Annotated in this window: 13 protein-coding genes; 4 read left to right on the top strand and 9 right to left on the bottom strand. The window is 41.6% G+C overall.

What is annotated here, in order from left to right:
* From ABI367_RS05185 to ABI367_RS05160, 6 genes are all read right to left on the bottom strand, one after another.
* Window positions 1-2202: TolB family protein (locus ABI367_RS05185; protein ID WP_462226986.1), on the bottom strand; the 2202-nt coding region annotated here is incomplete at its 3' end.
* A gap of 55 nt (window positions 2203-2257) precedes the next feature.
* Window positions 2258-4564, bottom strand: coding sequence for a transglycosylase domain-containing protein (locus ABI367_RS05180; RefSeq protein ID WP_462226984.1), 2307 nt, complete (start codon window positions 4562-4564; stop codon window positions 2258-2260).
* A gap of 78 nt (window positions 4565-4642) precedes the next feature.
* A complete protein-coding gene (locus ABI367_RS05175) occupies window positions 4643-4984 on the bottom strand; it encodes a TfoX/Sxy family protein (RefSeq protein ID WP_462226982.1) in 342 nt (113 codons plus the stop codon).
* Between the two features lie 4 nt (window positions 4985-4988).
* Window positions 4989-7532, bottom strand: a complete 2544-nt coding sequence (locus ABI367_RS05170) for a GH92 family glycosyl hydrolase (protein ID WP_462226980.1) — start codon at window positions 7530-7532, stop codon at window positions 4989-4991.
* Window positions 7533-7544: 12 nt separating this feature from the next.
* Window positions 7545-8324 carry an amidohydrolase gene (locus ABI367_RS05165; protein WP_462226978.1) on the bottom strand — a complete coding sequence of 260 codons (780 nt, stop codon included), beginning with the start codon at window positions 8322-8324 and terminating at the stop codon, window positions 7545-7547.
* Window positions 8325-8362: 38 nt separating this feature from the next.
* Window positions 8363-9520: a methionine aminotransferase gene (locus ABI367_RS05160; protein WP_462226976.1), complete on the bottom strand. Its 1158-nt coding sequence runs from the start codon at window positions 9518-9520 to the stop codon at window positions 8363-8365.
* Between the two features lie 266 nt (window positions 9521-9786).
* On the opposite strand from ABI367_RS05160, the gene ABI367_RS05155 reads away from it, so the two are divergent.
* From ABI367_RS05155 to ABI367_RS05140, 4 genes are read left to right on the top strand one after another with little or no spacing between them, the layout of a single operon-like run.
* The gene (locus ABI367_RS05155) at window positions 9787-10758 is read left to right on the top strand and encodes an ABC transporter substrate-binding protein (RefSeq protein ID WP_462226975.1); all 972 of its coding nucleotides are present in this window, start codon (window positions 9787-9789) and stop codon (window positions 10756-10758) included.
* A complete protein-coding gene (locus ABI367_RS05150; protein ID WP_462226973.1) occupies window positions 10759-11625 on the top strand; it encodes an ABC transporter permease in 867 nt (288 codons plus the stop codon).
* Window positions 11626-11630: 5 nt separating this feature from the next.
* Window positions 11631-12425, top strand: a complete 795-nt coding sequence (locus ABI367_RS05145; protein WP_462226971.1) for an NIPSNAP family protein — start codon at window positions 11631-11633, stop codon at window positions 12423-12425.
* A 9-nt stretch (window positions 12426-12434) separates the two neighbouring features.
* On the top strand, window positions 12435-13022 hold the full coding sequence (locus ABI367_RS05140) for a TMEM175 family protein (protein ID WP_462226969.1): 588 nt from the start codon (window positions 12435-12437) through the stop codon (window positions 13020-13022).
* A gap of 124 nt (window positions 13023-13146) precedes the next feature.
* Here ABI367_RS05140 and ABI367_RS05135 read toward each other — a convergent pair whose 3' ends face one another.
* Genes ABI367_RS05135 through ABI367_RS05125 form a run of 3 tightly spaced genes read right to left on the bottom strand, consistent with a single transcriptional unit; the run spans window position 13147 to window position 16071 of the window.
* The gene (locus tag ABI367_RS05135; RefSeq protein ID WP_462226967.1) at window positions 13147-13935 is read right to left on the bottom strand and encodes a polysaccharide deacetylase family protein; all 789 of its coding nucleotides are present in this window, start codon (window positions 13933-13935) and stop codon (window positions 13147-13149) included.
* Complete coding sequence (locus ABI367_RS05130) at window positions 13916-14875, bottom strand: glycosyltransferase family 2 protein (RefSeq protein WP_462226966.1); 960 nt, start codon at window positions 14873-14875, stop codon at window positions 13916-13918. Before ABI367_RS05130 ends, ABI367_RS05135 begins: the two co-directional genes overlap by 20 nt.
* Window positions 14872-16071, bottom strand: a complete 1200-nt coding sequence (locus ABI367_RS05125; RefSeq protein WP_462226964.1) for a glycosyltransferase family 87 protein — start codon at window positions 16069-16071, stop codon at window positions 14872-14874. The genes ABI367_RS05130 and ABI367_RS05125 overlap by 4 nt, the downstream gene beginning before the upstream one ends.
* Between the last annotated feature and the right edge of the window lie 30 nt (window positions 16072-16101).

Raw genomic sequence — 16101 nt, 5'->3', positions numbered from 1 at the left:
GGGTATGGTTTTATTATTTTGGTTGAAAGTGGTGTTAACGTAGCTATAATTGGCAAACTGGTAAGGTATATGCGATATGCCGGCACCAAAGTTCCAGCGGCCTTCTTGTTTAATATAGGTTAGCTGTCCGCCAAAATCATATACCTGCCCGTTTACAGCTATCCCCGCATAAATTTGATTACGTCCCAAAATATCGCTAAATACACCCTGTACACCGCTGGCCAAGCCTGCGCCATAAGTACTGCTGACTCCCACGCCAACACCGGTGCTGGCTAAATAATCCAGCTTAAACTGTGGTTTGTAAGGGATGCTTTTTATAGAATCAGCTGCTATTTTACGATAAGCCAGGAAATTGTTAAGATTGGAGTTAATCAGATCAACGCCTACCGACCGCGACGGCGGCAGCATAGCCGCGTCAAAATTAACACTTTGACTACTTACCTCCACCGGTGTAAAAGCATCGGCTTTGGCGTTGTATAATGTATATTTTTGAGCACGGTAGTAGGAATAAACTATATCATTATTATTAGATATACTTAATGCCGGCGAAAACTCGGTAATACCGCAAATACCGGTAAACAAGTTGGTCATTTGTTCAACCTTGCCGGTGCTTAATGTGTACCGGTACATATTACGGAAACCATCGCGGTTTGATAAAAAATAAACCTGCGTCCCGTCTGACGAATATTGCGGGTTCAAATTATTAGCACCATCAAATACCTTAATATCAGTTATGGCGCCTGTGGCAATATCGTATTCGGCCAGATTAAAGGTTATAGCCTGCGATAAGCTACGGTCATACGTTGTTCTGTCGCTCGAAAAAATGATCTTTTTACCATCCCTCGAAAAACTTGGCTGGTAATCAGAGTACTTATCATTGGTTAATTGGGTGATTGTTTTTTTGTCGAAATTATATAGGTACAGATCACCTTGTCCCTCGGCTAATCCCTGGAAAACAATATCCTTGCCATTAGGCGACCATGACAGGTTACTAAACTGAACGGCTTTGCCCATAGATACGTCGTCGACAACTGTACCGCTGGCTACATCAACCACCAGCATGCGGTTGCGCCCCTTGTTAAAAACGCTAAAAGCAAACCGCTTACCATCCGGCGACCATGTGCCCGCCGATTCAATAAAGTTAAACTCGTCAATATGTGTGTTTGATATTTTACTGGTGAGTTTACGCAGAACGCGCCCGGTTTTGGCATCCGCCAGGTAAAGATCAATGGTAAATAAATTCTTTTCGGATAAAAACGCCAGGTATTTACCGTCAGGACTAACCGCCGGGGCAATATTCATTTTTCCTGAATTTTTATCTGTTATAATCGCTTCTCCTACAGGTTTTTGTACAGTGTCTTTTAAATAAGGCTTATAGGTGGCTTCAATAGAGTTTTTCCATAATGACGACAGGGTTTTATCGTCATAACCAAACGTGCGGCGCGTACCGTATGCTACCCCAAAACGGGCAGCGTTTTTAAAGAAAGGCATAATAACCGTGTCGCCATAGGTTGAGCCAATAAACGCCCAAAATGCCTGCCCATAACGGTACGGAAAGTATTTGCTGCTTTCGGTAAGTTGTTTTACTGTTGGTATATCATGGTTAAGGTATGCGTCGCGTATCCACATGGCGGTATAAGCATCTTTTTTACCAAGCGATAGGTATTCGGCCATGCCCTCTATCATCCATAAAGGAAGATTGTTTATGTTTTCGTACGGATTATCCGGGTTACCTAAAAGCAGGTGATATTGAAAAGCGTGCACCAACTCATGCCCTATAACATGGCGCGTCATCTCGTTGTTTTCCATTACCGGCATAACCACACGGTTCTTTAATCCTTCGGTAACACCGCCTGTACCCACATCAATGCTGCCATCAATAGCCGTGGTTTGCTGAAACTCGGGGTGATTGGCATATAGTATAATGGGGTTGGGCTTGCTAAAAGTATCTCTGAATACCTGCTGATGTAGGGTGTACCAAAGCTCGCTCTCCTGGGCAAAGCGTTTTATCATGCTTTGGTTATCCAGATAATAATATATTTCAAAATGGGGGGTTTTATAAACCTTGAAGTTAAGTTTTTTATACCTAACCTTATTTTGGCCAAAATACTGTGCCTTAGCAGTAAAACTTAAAACTGTTAAACAAATAACAGCAATACATATTGGCAGGGTTTTATTGATAGCAGCGTAGCGTTTGGTCATACAGGTGATAAGATTAATATGCTAAATTAAACACTTTAAATATACTATGTATAAATTAAGGTAACGTTCCCGATGCCCGCTCTGCAGGCGCTAATTCACGATTTGCACTGTCGATTGGCGTGGCTAAACTATCTGTCTCAGTGGAATCTCTTAACCTTGGTGTAGGGCAATCATAGTTTTTGGTGATTTTCGTCCACGGTTTAGGGAAATGTCCCCAGGTATAACCCGATTTAGGATCAGCATAAACCCGTTCCATAAAGCTGCCGAAAATAGGTAGGGCCGTATGCGAACCTTCTCCGGTCTCGGACGTGGTAAAGTGTACGCTGCGATCATCAGCGCCTACCCATATACCCGTAATCAGATCCTTAGTTATGCCCATGTACCAGCCGTCAACATAATCGGACGATGTACCGGTTTTACCGCCAATTTGGTTATCATTCTTCCATAGGCCGTTGTATTCCCATAATGCCTGCGATGTGCCGCCCGGTTCTTCCATACCACCCCTAAACATATACAGCATTAACCAGGCTACTTCTTCGCTTATTACGCGTTCGGTTTTTAAACCAAACTCTTGCAAAACGTTGCCATCCTGGTCGGTAATTTTAGTTACTAATATGGGGTCAATCTTTTCTCCTTTGTTTAAAAAAGTACTGTAAGCACGTACCATTTCGTAAACAGACACATCATTTGAGCCTAATGACACTGATGGTACCGATTTTAATGGACTTTCAATACCGCATTTATGCGCATACTCAACTACCTTATCCCAGCCCACTTTCTCGGTAAGCTGCGCGGTAATGGAATTAACAGATTTACCCATGGCCCAACGTAACGACATTTCGTTATAACTAAATTTAAAATCGGCATTATTGGGCTCCCATACCTGGTCTTTACCGCCATCGTTATATTTAATGGATACCGGTTTATCAGTAAACTTATCGCAGGGGGTAAAACCGTTATCCAAAGCGGTTAAATAGGCAAATGGTTTAAATGTTGAACCCGCCTGGCGCTTTGATTGGTTTACGTGGTCGTAATTAAAATATTTATAGTTAATACCACCTACCCAAACCTTTATTTTGCCGCTTGCAGGTTCAATGGTCATCATCCCTGTGTTTAAAATACGGGCATAATATTTTATAGAATCGATGGTAGATAATGTAGTGTCTTTTTCGCCGTTCCAGGTGAATACCTTCATGGGTTTGGGCTTTTTAAAATAAGCCTGTATCTGGGTGGTATCGCCTTTATACCTGGTTTCTAATAATTTATAAATCGGTAATTTTTGCTCATTCTTTAATATAAAATCTACTATCTCGTTACCCTTCGAGTCTCGCCATGGATTTTTCTTGCCCCATAAGTTATCAAACCTGCGCTGTAGCATTTTCATTTTTTCATCAACGGCATCTTCTGCATATTTTTGCAGGCGCGAATCAATGGTGGTATATATTTTCAACCCATCTTCGTACAGATCATAATCATTATCGGTACACCATTTTTTAAGCCAGCGCTCAACCGCCTGACGTATGTACGAGTCGCCGTTGGAGTCTTTATCCACGTGACTCAGGTCCAATCCGATAGGTTTTTTACTGTAAACGTTATAATCAGCCTTGCTTAAATAGCCGTATTTTTCCATCTGGCTCAACACCGTATTACGGCGCTCGACAGATTTATCAGGATTATTAATAGGATTATAAGTTGAGGTCGCTTTTAGCATACCAATTAAAGTAGCGGCCTCAGCAGGGTTTACCTGGTTAGGTTCTTTATTAAAGAACTTTAAGGTAGCAGTGCGTATACCAAACGAATTGTTACCAAAAGGCACTGTATTAAAATAAAGGGTGAGGATATCATTTTTGCTATAAACATGCTCAATTTTATAGGCGGTTAACCACTCCTTACATTTAAAAACTAACGTACGCAGCAGCGGTACATGACTGATCAGTCCCTGCGACTTTTTTTTGCGGGTTGAAAATAAATTTTTTGCCAGTTGCTGGGTAATGGTGCTACCACCACGCTTATCGCCAGCAGCGGTTGATATCATACTGGTAACAAATCCATAAAAATCAACACCACCGTGTTTATAAAAACGCACATCCTCGGTAGCTACCAGCGCATGAACCAGGCTGGGGGATAGGTCCTTATACTCAACCGGCGAGCGGTTTTCATGGTAATATTGGCCAAGCAATTTGCCATCAGAATAATATACCTGCGATCCAACAGCTAAACTGGGTTGTTTAATATCCTGCATATCAGGCGAGTAGCCGAACAGCCATAAAAAGTTTAACTCAATGGCACAGAAAAATATGATTGTGAAATAAACAAAGAAGACGAGGTATCTCAGATATTTGTTTTGTAGACGTCTGAACATGCGGTAAAGATGTAAAATTATGGCCCAAAATCATAGCGCTAAGGGCAATTTAGTATCAACGTAATTTTAACAATTAAATTATTTTTTCGATTTGGTTGCCTTAGCCCGGGGATTGAAAGCTAATGCCGTGTTAACCCAATAGTCAAACTCCTGTTGTGTACGCATAGCTTCGGGGCCTACAAATACAAAATCTTTAAGCGGTTTGCCATTGCGTATCATACCGTGTACACCGTTTGTCTCTAATGCCTGCTCAAATAAATCGGGACCTATACGGCACAGCATTTCATCGCCGCTGGCGCATAAACACATTTTACCGTTTACCATAAAACATATTCCCCTAAACATCTTCTTTTCTTCTATATCAGGTTGGTTAACCAATGCTTCGCGTATTCGGTTTGCTAATTTTTCTTCGTATGCCATATACTTAAAATTTCGCCTCTGTTACCAGGCTGCTTTTACCATTTTTTACCGCAATTGCCTTTATTGTTCTGTTAGTTACAGCAGGTATCGGTTTAGTATACAAAGTTGATGCTGTTGTTGGTACTGATCCGTCTGTTGTATAATATATTTTGGCATCTGTATCGTTGCTTTTAATTTCAAGCAAGGTTGGCGGCGCTAAGGTTTGCAATGTTACTATATACGGGTTAGGTATAATCAAATTATCTGTAATGACTGATGTGGGTTTCTCCAAATCCTGCATAAAAATTTTATTAGCTAACCTGCCCGTAAATACTTCAAAGTTGCCGCCGTTGGCCACATCGTCATAGTTTAAATAAAGCTTGTTGTAGGCTTTTTTATTCAGGTTCATACCCTGTAAATAAATATTGTTGCGGCTCACCGTTGCCCCGTCATTCAGGATGGTAAACTTTTTACCATTCTCCAGGTTGACAACTGCTTTTTCAAATTGCGGCAGGCCCACCTGGTATTGTTGCTGGCCCGGTGCAATATTATATATGCCCAGTGAGCTCATTACATACCATGCCGACATTTGTCCGCAATCTTCATTACCGGCAAGTCCGTCGGGCTTATCGCTATATTCCTCATTCAGTATTTTGTTAATGTAATATTGGGTTTTATATGGAGTTTCGGTAAAATTAAACAGGTAGGCCATATGGTGACTTGGCTCGTTGCCATGCGCGTACTGACCAATAAGACCACTTACATCCTCTAATTTTTTCCCGGTTACCTTAGCTGTTGTGGTAAACAGTTCATCCAGCTTGTTTTCAAAATTCACTTTGCCCATAGCGTCGGCAAGACCCTGTACATCCTGCGGCACGGCAAATGCGTATTGCCAGGCATTGCCTTCGGTATAGTTGCGGTTTATTTCGGTTGGCTCAAAAGGAGCATACCAGCTACCGTTTACCCTTGCCTGCATAAAACCGGTTTGGCTGTTATAAACGTTTTTCCAGTACTGTGCACGTTGGATGTACGTATTATAATCGTCCGTTTTGTTCAGCATTTTTGCCATTTGGGCTATGCACCAATCATCATAAGCGTATTCCAGTGTTTTTGATACGGATTCCTCAACCGGCACAAAACCCGATTTAGCATATTTATCAAAGCTAAACTGGCTGCGGTTTACGGCGGCTTTCATGGCAGTCAATGCTTCTTCAGCATTAAAATCGCGTATGCCTTTGGCATAAGCATCTACAATAACTGGGATAGAGTGGTTGCCTATCATGCAAAAGGTTTCGTCGCTGCCCAGTGGCCATATAGGCAACAGACCACCCTGCTCGTACATCGCCAAAAAAGTTTTTATAAAATCGGTAGTACGTTTGCGGTCTATCAGGTTAAGCAGCGGGTTCTCGGCCCTGAATGTATCCCACAAAGAAAATACCGTATAATAATTAAACCCTTGCGCTGTATGTATCTTTTGGTCAAGCCCGCGGTATTGGCCGTCAACATCGTTATAAATATTGGGGGCCAGCATACAATGGTAAAGCGCGGTATAAAAGGTAACCAATTTTATATGGGCGTAATCAGGTGCTTTTTCTTTTTTTACCGGCCCTGATTTGTAGGTAAGCGGATTATAATTAGCAGGCAGATCAAGTGCCTGTTGATCAGAAGCACTTGGCGCACCGCCCTCTACTTCAATTTTTGATAGTTCAATATTCCAGGCAGCCTTAGCCGCTTTTTGTATAGCCTTGAAATCAAAACCGGGCACTTCGGTATCTAAATTCTTTAATGCCCCATCCGTGCTTACTGATGATATGCCCACTTTTGATATCACCTCGCTTACGCTGCCAAATTGCAGCGCCAGCTTTACGTTTTTACCTTCGGCCTTGCTTTTGCCGGGTTGCGGCGAATCATCAACGGCTATAACATAAGTTTTAAACGGTTTGGAGAATTTAGCATAAAAATAAACGTATTGATCCTTCGCCCAGCTTTTTGAACGGCGCAGTCCGCGTATCTCATGGTCGTTTACTACCTCCACCCACGATTCCAGCACCTGGTCGTGGTGCTTAAGGTCAACTATAATATTGGCATCCTGACCGGTAAGATAGGTATAGCGGTGTACACCCACGCGCTGGGTGGCCGTAAGTTCTACATCAATATTATACTTATCTAAATGGGTTTTATAATACCCGGGCGATGCTACTTCGGCTTTTTTGGAGAAATGGGAGCTGTACTCATCGTTCTTGAATTTAAGCGCACCGGTTGTGGGCATAAACAGCACGTCGTTATAATCAGCTATGCCTGTTCCGCTTAAATGCGTATGCGAGAAGCCGTATACCACACTATCCGTATAATGATACCCTGAACAGCCATCCCAGCCGGTTAAGCGGGTATCCGGACTTAGCTGCACCATGCCAAAAGGTACGACAGCACCCGGGTAGGTATGGCCATGACCTCCGGTGCCTATAAACGGATTAACATACCTGGTATAATCTTTCTTTTTTTGGGCAGATGACGGGAACGATACAGCAATTACCAGAACAATAAAAAGGGCTATCCTCAGAAATCTCATTCAGCTAAATTATTAATTCTTTAGCTCAAATTTATCCGCGTCCTTTAAAAAAGGGAAAGCCCGGCGGTTAAGGGCCAGTTCTTCGGCATTTATGGAGAAGGTGTATACATCTTCCTCATCGCGTTTATAATACACCACATTGCCATTAGGGTCAATACAGGTCGAATCGCCGGAGTGATAAACCTCGTTGCCATCGTGCCCAACACGGTTAACGCCTATAACATAGCACTGATTTTCTACCGCTCGGGCGGGTATAAGTGTGCGCCAATGCAGGGCGCGACGTTCGGGCCAGTTGGCTACTATAAGCAGCAGATCATACTCGCCACCCACATTACGTAAAAACACAGGGAACCGAAGATCGTAACATATAACGGGGCAAATTTTCCAGCCCTTTAGCTCTACTATGAGTTTTTTCTTACCGGAAGTATAAGTATGATCTTCCTGACCAAGACCAAAAAGATGGCGCTTATCATAATATTTGTAGCTTCCATCAGGCAGCATCCATATCAGGCGGTTATAGTATTTATTTTTTTCGGTGATGATTAGGCTGCCGGTTACCACACAATCAAATTGCTGCGCGGTTTTATGCATCCATTGCATGGTTTTACCGTCCATAGGTTCGGCCATTTCAGCCGCGTTCATGGTAAAGCCCGTATTAAACATTTCGGGCAGGATAATGAGATCGGTTTTTTCGCGTATGCCGGATAATCTCAAACTAATGTTTTGAAGGTTTTTATCTATTTTCTCCCAAAACAAGTACCCCTGGAACAAGGTTATTTTCAGATTATCCATAGTTGGTTGGCCCGGCTTGTGAAACTAATACGTAATAGTTATAGTAATGGTTTAAAATTCATTAATCTTTCAATAGCGGTATCCAGTGTTTCCTGTTTTTTGGCAAAGCAAAGCCTTAGTATATGATGGTCTGTTTGTTTGGTATAAAACACCGAGGTTGGTATAGTGGCTACACCGGCTTCTTTGGTTAATTGCAAACAAAAATCAACATCGCTTAAGTTACTTAGGTTTTGGTATTTAACTGATTGAAAGTAAGAACCATAACAAGGTAGCAATTCAAATGCTGTTTGTGCAAGTCCTTCACGAAAATAATCTCGCTTTTCCTGAAAAAATGACGGCAGATCCAAATAAACGCGCTCATCTTCCAGATATTTGGCCATTGCGTACTGCATTGGAGAGTTAACGCTAAAAACCAGGTATTGGTGTATTTTTCTAAATTCTTTCATTAAATAGGCAGGGGCAAGGCAATAGCCCACCTTCCAGCCGGTAGCGTGAAATAGCTTACCGAAGGAGGCTACAATGAAACTACGTTCAACCAATTCGGGGTAACGGGCCATACTGCGGTGGGTTTGGCCATCGTATATTAAGTGTTCATAAACTTCATCACTTAAAATAAAAATATCCTGGTTGCGTACAATGGCGGTCAACTCTTCTATATCATCTTCGTGCAAAATGGTTGCGGTAGGGTTATGCGGCGAATTAATAATAATAAGCTTTGTACGGTTGTTTATTAACTTTTTTACCATATCCCAGGGTATACGGTAATCGGGTGGTTCCAACTCCAATGATCGTACCACACCGCCCATTAACTTAATAGCAGGGGCATAGCAATCAAAGGCGGGCTCAAATATAATAACCTCGTCATTTGGGTTTATAATAGTGCTTATCACCGTAAAAACTGCTTGTGTGCCGCCTGCGGTAATGGTAACATCCGTATCAGCATTATAATTACTGCCGTGCAACTTATTAACTTTATTAACCACCTGTTGTCGCAATGCCGCTACGCCAGGCATGGGGGCGTATTGATTATAGCCATCTTTCATGGCCTGGTTTATCAGTTCAATTAATACCGGCGAACATTCATAATCCGGAAAACCCTGCGATAAATTAATGGCCCCAACCTCGGCAGCCAATGCCGACATGGTAGTAAATATAGTAGTGCCTACCTGAGGTAGTTTAGATATTATAGGTATCATGTTTGGTAAAAATAGGTATTTTATCTAAATAGTCTTGTGAAGAAACGCGTCCCTTCGACTCACCCCGACTGCGCTCCGCTGGTCGACCCTCTCTTCGCCTTCGGCGTAAAGAGGGTTGCCATAAACGGAAAGTATTTTGTTTACCAAAACCCTCTTTGCTGCTTGCAGCAGAGAGGGTGGTCGAGCGTAGCGATGACCGGGTGAGTCAAAATCCCGGTAATCTTTCAATCCTATTAATCTTAGTCCAAATTATTTACCTTAGTACCATGAAGTCGTTAAAACTTTTATCTGCTGTATTATTTATCATTATAATGGCATCGTGCCAACACAAACCCAAAAGTACCATCCCTGTTATTGGCTTTGTTGATATGTTTGAAGATGCTACCATAGCACAGGCACGTGTTGGTTTTGTTGACGCTTTAAAAAGGAATGGCTTTAGCGAAGCGCAGCAAAATGTAAAAATTGAGTACCGCAACGCGCAGGGTAGCATACCTACGTTGACCCAGATAGTAAACTATTTTGTTACCGAACCTGTAGATATGCTGGCTACCAGTACCACTTTATCATCAGTTACAGCCGTGCAAAAAACAAAATCGATACCAATTTTTGAGATGGTATCGCCAACGCCCGAAAGGATGAAGGTTTTGGACGCCAATGGCAAAGCACCGGCCAACTTATTCGGCGCGGTGGAGGATTTGAACTATATCGACACATCCTTTTCTATCATCCCAAAACTATTAAAACCCAAAAACGGTAAGCTGGTTATCGGGATGACCTATAACCAATCCGAGCCGCAATCAGTCGATGCACTGGAGCGTATTAAATCATTAGCCAAAGGTTTAAATGTTACTTTGATAGCCTTACCGCTTAATTCATCTGCCGAAGCACAATTGATTACTCAATCCTTATTAAGTAAAAACATCGACGCGTTTTTTGCCCTTCCCGACAATACCATATTTGCCGCTTTCGAGACCATTCTTAAAAATTGCAACCAGCATAATGTACCCATATTTACCAGCGAGGCTGGTTTGGTGCAGCGTGGTGCGATAGCGGCTTTTGGCGCGGATTTTTATCAGTGGGGCTATCAGGCCGGCGAGCAGGCTGCGCAGTATTTAAAAACCCATAAAACCGACGGCCTTAAACCCGAAATGGTAAAAGTGCGTAAGCGGGTATATAACGAGGCCGCCGCCAAAAAATATCATATTACCGTACCCTCAAATTTTGTAGCTGTAAAATAAATGGAATTTTACCTTACCGCTTTATTGCAGGGTCTTTGTTTTTCGGGCATAGCATTGGGGATATATATTTCCATGAAGATTTTTAATATCCCAGATATTACTACCGATGGTAGTTATACCCTGGGAGCGGCAGTTACCGCGGTAATGCTACTGCAACATTTGCCGGGTTATTTTATTTTGCCTGCGGCGATAGTGGCCGGGGGCATTGCAGGGGCAATAACAGGGTTGATACATACTAAGCTGAAGGTGAATCCTTTATTAGCGGGTATATTAGTAATGACGGCGCTGTATTCGGTAAATTTGACCATAATGGGTCGGTCGGATCTGCCGTTAATTAACACGCCATCTATATTTACTTCTGTAAGTCTGCTGGTCGATACTAACCAAAACACTTTTATTATCCTTGCTTTTTTTGTGACGATAGTAACCCTGTTAATAGGTTATTTATTAAAAACTGATTTCGGTATAGCCATGCGTGCCACCGGTAATAGCGAAACTATGATACGCGCGCTGGGCGTAAATACCGACAGGATGAAGATAATCGGCCTGGCAATGGCCAACGCGCTTACTGCTATTAGCGGTTATTTAATTACACAATTACAGGGCTTTGCCGATATTAATATGGGTATAGGTATTGTAATAGGAGGGCTTGGCTCGGTCATAATTGCCGAAACATTGATAGGTTGGTTTAATATAACTTCGGTTTGGTTGAGCCTGCTGTTGGTATTATTTGGTGCCATTATTTTTCAGATGGTGCTGGCCGTAACCTTAAATATTGGTGTTGATGCTAATTTATTAAAATTAGTTACCGCCGTTTTTGTATTATTGATCGTAAGTTTACCACGAATAAAAACACAAACCAACTAAATTTTATGAGAACATTAATTAAATCAACTATCAGCCCTTTTGCAGGCATTATGGTATTTATGCTTTGTATTTGCTTAAGCATACATGTTAAAGCTGCCGACAGGCTTTATTATCAAATTAAAGTTTATCATTTAAAAAATGCGCAGCAGGTGGACCGCGTTGAGCAATATTTAAAAGATGCTTACCTGCCTGCAATGCATAAATTGGGCATTAAAAATATAGGCGTTTTTAAACCGATAACTGATGCTGATACCAGCGACCGTAAGCTATATGTTTTTATTCCGTTTAAAAATATGGATGAATTGGAAGCCACACCTGCCAAATTACTAAAGGACGACCAATACCTGGCTAACGGTAAAGATTATTTGGATGCCGTAAGGCCCAATGAGCCGTATGTACGTATTGAAACCATTTTGTTAAGGGCTTTTGCTGTTGCGCCGGGTGTTACGCCACCTAACTTAACATCGAATAAAACGGAGCGGTATTATGAATTACGCAGTTACGAAAGCGCTACCGAAAAGTATGCCACCAGTAAGCTCAAGATGTTTGAGGGCGAAATAGCCATATTTAATAAAGTAAATTCAAACGGAGTTTTTTACGCACAGGTAATTGCCGGGGCACGTATGCCTAACCTGATGTATATGACCGTTTATAACGATAAAAAGGATATGGACGACCATTGGACCGCCTTTTTTGCTACAGACGAATGGAAGGTACTGAACGCGGTACCAGAATATAAGGGCAATGTTACTAAAGCTGAACGGAATTTTCTTCATGCAACACCCTACTCTGACTTTTAATTATATTAAATGGGGAAAGGACGTTTAGAAGCTTTTAGCGATGGGGTTATAGCCATTATTATAACCATTATGGTTTTAGAGATGCACGCGCCTGCCGGGCACGATCTACAATCACTAATAGCTATTGGGCCTGTTTTTGGGCAGTATGTTATCAGCTTTGTTTATGTGGGTATTTACTGGAGTAACCACCACCATATGCTGCACGCAGTAAAATCTATAAACGGGGCAGTATTATGGGCCAACTTACATTTACTGTTCTGGCTCTCCATGGTGCCTTTCGCCAGCGCCTGGATGGGCGAGAACCATACCCATAACACCTGGCCGGTAGCATTTTACGGATTTGTATTATTAATGAATTCTATAGCGTACTTCATATTAGCGCAAACTCTGGTACGGCATGAAGGAAAGCACTCAGCTTTGGCCGAAGCATTGGGTAAAGATAAAAAAGGTAAAATTTCTACCCTGATCTATATATGTGCTATACCGCTTTGCTGGGTTAACCCTTTAATAAGTTTTGGGCTTTATATATTGGTAGCTTTAATTTGGCTGGTGCCTGATAAGAGGATAGAGCAGAAAATTTTGCATGAGCACAAGTAATTAAGTGGGTATGTCAATACTGAGCTCCGTCGAAGGATATGCGCGAAGAGGCCTTTGCCCGCCATGGTTCGACGGGGCTTACCATGACACTGCACTTTTATGATTACAGCAATGACGTATTTGATTATTTATTGTTTTTTATAATCTCCTCTGCAAAATCTCCCGTCCGTTTAAATTCATAGCCCTTTGCTTTGGCCCATTGTATAAAATTTTCTATACGCTTTATAAACGGTTCGCCCGAGTTACGCGAAATGTGCGAGGGAAGGCGATATACACCTTTTGCAGTTATATCTACAAACTCCCAGGGATGAAAATACAGATTGAGGTAGCCATCCTTACGATGGGCGGCGGCGGCCATCCATTTAACCATGGTCATGGGCAGGTTATGAAAGCTAAGCCAAAATAATGGGAACCGCACCAACGGCGATACTGATGCAGGTATCTGTAGCACATCATGATCAAAAAACCAGGTGCGCGGCTTTTTAAAATTGTTATAACGACCGGGAATCCAGGTGGGGTTTACAGACGAATTGTACAAATAGCCGGCCTTGTTTATTTCGGCTTCATCAACAGGCATCATACGGGGCATACGGTAACCCGTTACTTTGGTGCCTGTTAATTGCTCCAGTTTTAGTTTGGATGATAACAGGTGTTTGATATCAAAATCAGAATGGTAATAGCCATGCGAAGCTATTTCATGGCCCTCATCAATAATTTGCTGAATAATGTCGGGTTTGTTAACTGCATAGTTAGCCGTACAAAAAAATGTAGCCTTTACCCGGTTAACCCTTAGTATTGCCAATATAGCCAGCGTGCCTTTGGTAGATACGTTTAGCTGTTCGGGGAAGTCAATACTTTGGTTATACTCAAGTGGCAGGTCAAATTCTTCAACATCAAATCCTAACAGAATCATTTTTGGCTTTTAACAAGTTTGTAGAACGAACAATATAATTGGGCCGATGTTTGGTTTGCAGAAATATTTTACCCAAATACATGCCAATTATACCTAAAACCAGTAATTGCAAACCACCAAAAAAGGCCACGGTTGCAATTAATGATGCCCAGCCCGATACAGCATCGTACCCGGCAAAATAACTGATAAAAATATAAGGTATATAAAGTAAAGCCGATACCGAAAAAAACAAACCAAGCCCGGTAGCAATATACAATGGCCGTACACTAAACGCCATAATGCTGCCAACGGCCAGTTTAGCCAGTCTTATAAACGAATAACTGGCCACGCCGGTATGGCGCTGAGCAGGGGTGTAAGGTATACCTATTTGGTTAAAGCCCACCCATTTAACCATTCCCCTAAAAAATATTTCGTACTCGTCTATTTGTTTTAATTCTTTTACCACCTTTTCGTCAAGTAAACGGAAATCAGATATACCATTCTCCAGCGTAATGTCTGACAGCGCGTTTATCCCCCTATAAAACATTTTTGAGGCAACGCGCTGGTAACCTTTTACATGTGGGTTAGCTTCTTCGCGGTAGGTGTAAATAATATCGTAGCCTTCTTCCCATAATTTCAGCATTTGGGGCAGTAGGTGGGGTGGGTGCTGCAGGTCGGCATCCATGGTTATCAGGGCATCGCCATTGGCGCGGTCAATACCAGCTTTAAGTGCATAATCCTTACCAAAGTTTTTTGAAAGCTCAATAAAATATACGTTAGGATAAATATCGGCTTGCAGCTTTATGGCATCAAGGGTTTTATCCTTACTACCGTCATCCACAATAATCAGTTCAAAATCATAGTTAGTAGCCCTTAATGCTCTGAATACTTCTGCTACCAGGAACTCAATATTTTTTTCCTCGTTAAAGGCCGGGATGACAATAGATAACTTCTTTTTCATACAGCAGCGACTTTAATATCCTTTTCAGGAAACATAGTTAAGTCATTTTCAGAAAATTTCCTAAACCAAGTTTCATAAATTATTTTTAGCCAGATGAGAAAACAGGGTAATGCCTTTAATGCATAAGGATCAACGTAGTTTACTTTCAGATATTTCGGGAAAAGATCAGACGGAGATAAACTGGTTAATATGAAAGCAAATATTAGTAAAGATATGTCAATGTAACTAACAGGTTTACTGGTGTTTATAAACCATATGGCTACACCTGTAAAAGCAATAATATAAGTTGGTGACTCGGACCCGGTACTGAATATTACAGGAAAAATAAGTGTTGACGCAACAATAAGCAGTTGGTAGTTTAATTTTTTAAAACAACTTACACGGATGTACGTAAGCGCGAACAATATAACTCCGGGTAATAATACCACCAGGTTTGATAGGTGAGGGAAAGCTATTTTACGCGCCATACCCATAACAGATACGTCTTCGCGTGTTGATACCATGTTGGTGGCGTTTTTATACAGCAGGTCGTTATACCAATCTTTATAGGTCTGTACAATAAAGGTCGGCGAGGAGATAAGCATGGGCAGTACAAACAATACTACCGACCAGAACAACAGGCTGGCTATTAACTTTAACTTATGATCTGAAAAAAAGAAGAACGCCAGTCCAACTACACCGTAAAGTTTAATAAACATACCCAGGGCTATCATCAGCGCAGCCCAAAAGTCCTGTTCTTTACGTATAAATACGTAACTGAATATTATTAAGGCAGCTATAAGCCCATTAATTTGCACATTGGCAGCCGCGGTCATTAACTCGTGTGCGCAAAGCAGCAATATCAGCAGGTAATGTTCCTGCTTTATGGGCAGTAGCTGTATGGCTTTAAGTAATATCCAGGCATTAAATACAACCCACAATATTACACCTGCTCCATCAGGTAGCAAAGCAAACGGTGCTATAATTAATGAAAATATGGGCCCATAATGGTTAAGATCAAAATAGTGCTCAGGATAGGGCAGGTATAGATTACGCTGATGTATAAGGTTCAAGAAATTATACTTATACACAAAGTAGTTATTGTGTATATGGCTGTGGCCAAGCACAACACTTTTAATAACTGCAAACAGGCTTAAACCAAACCATAATGCGATTATAAAAGGCTTGCCTTTAATAATTTTGGCAATTCCGGACATTAAATTTGAATGTATGTACTTTTATTGTTA

Source organism: Mucilaginibacter sp., from assembly GCF_039935595.1.
Classification (GTDB): Bacteria; Bacteroidota; Bacteroidia; order Sphingobacteriales; family Sphingobacteriaceae; genus Mucilaginibacter.
This window is presented reverse-complemented; position numbering and strand designations above follow the sequence as displayed.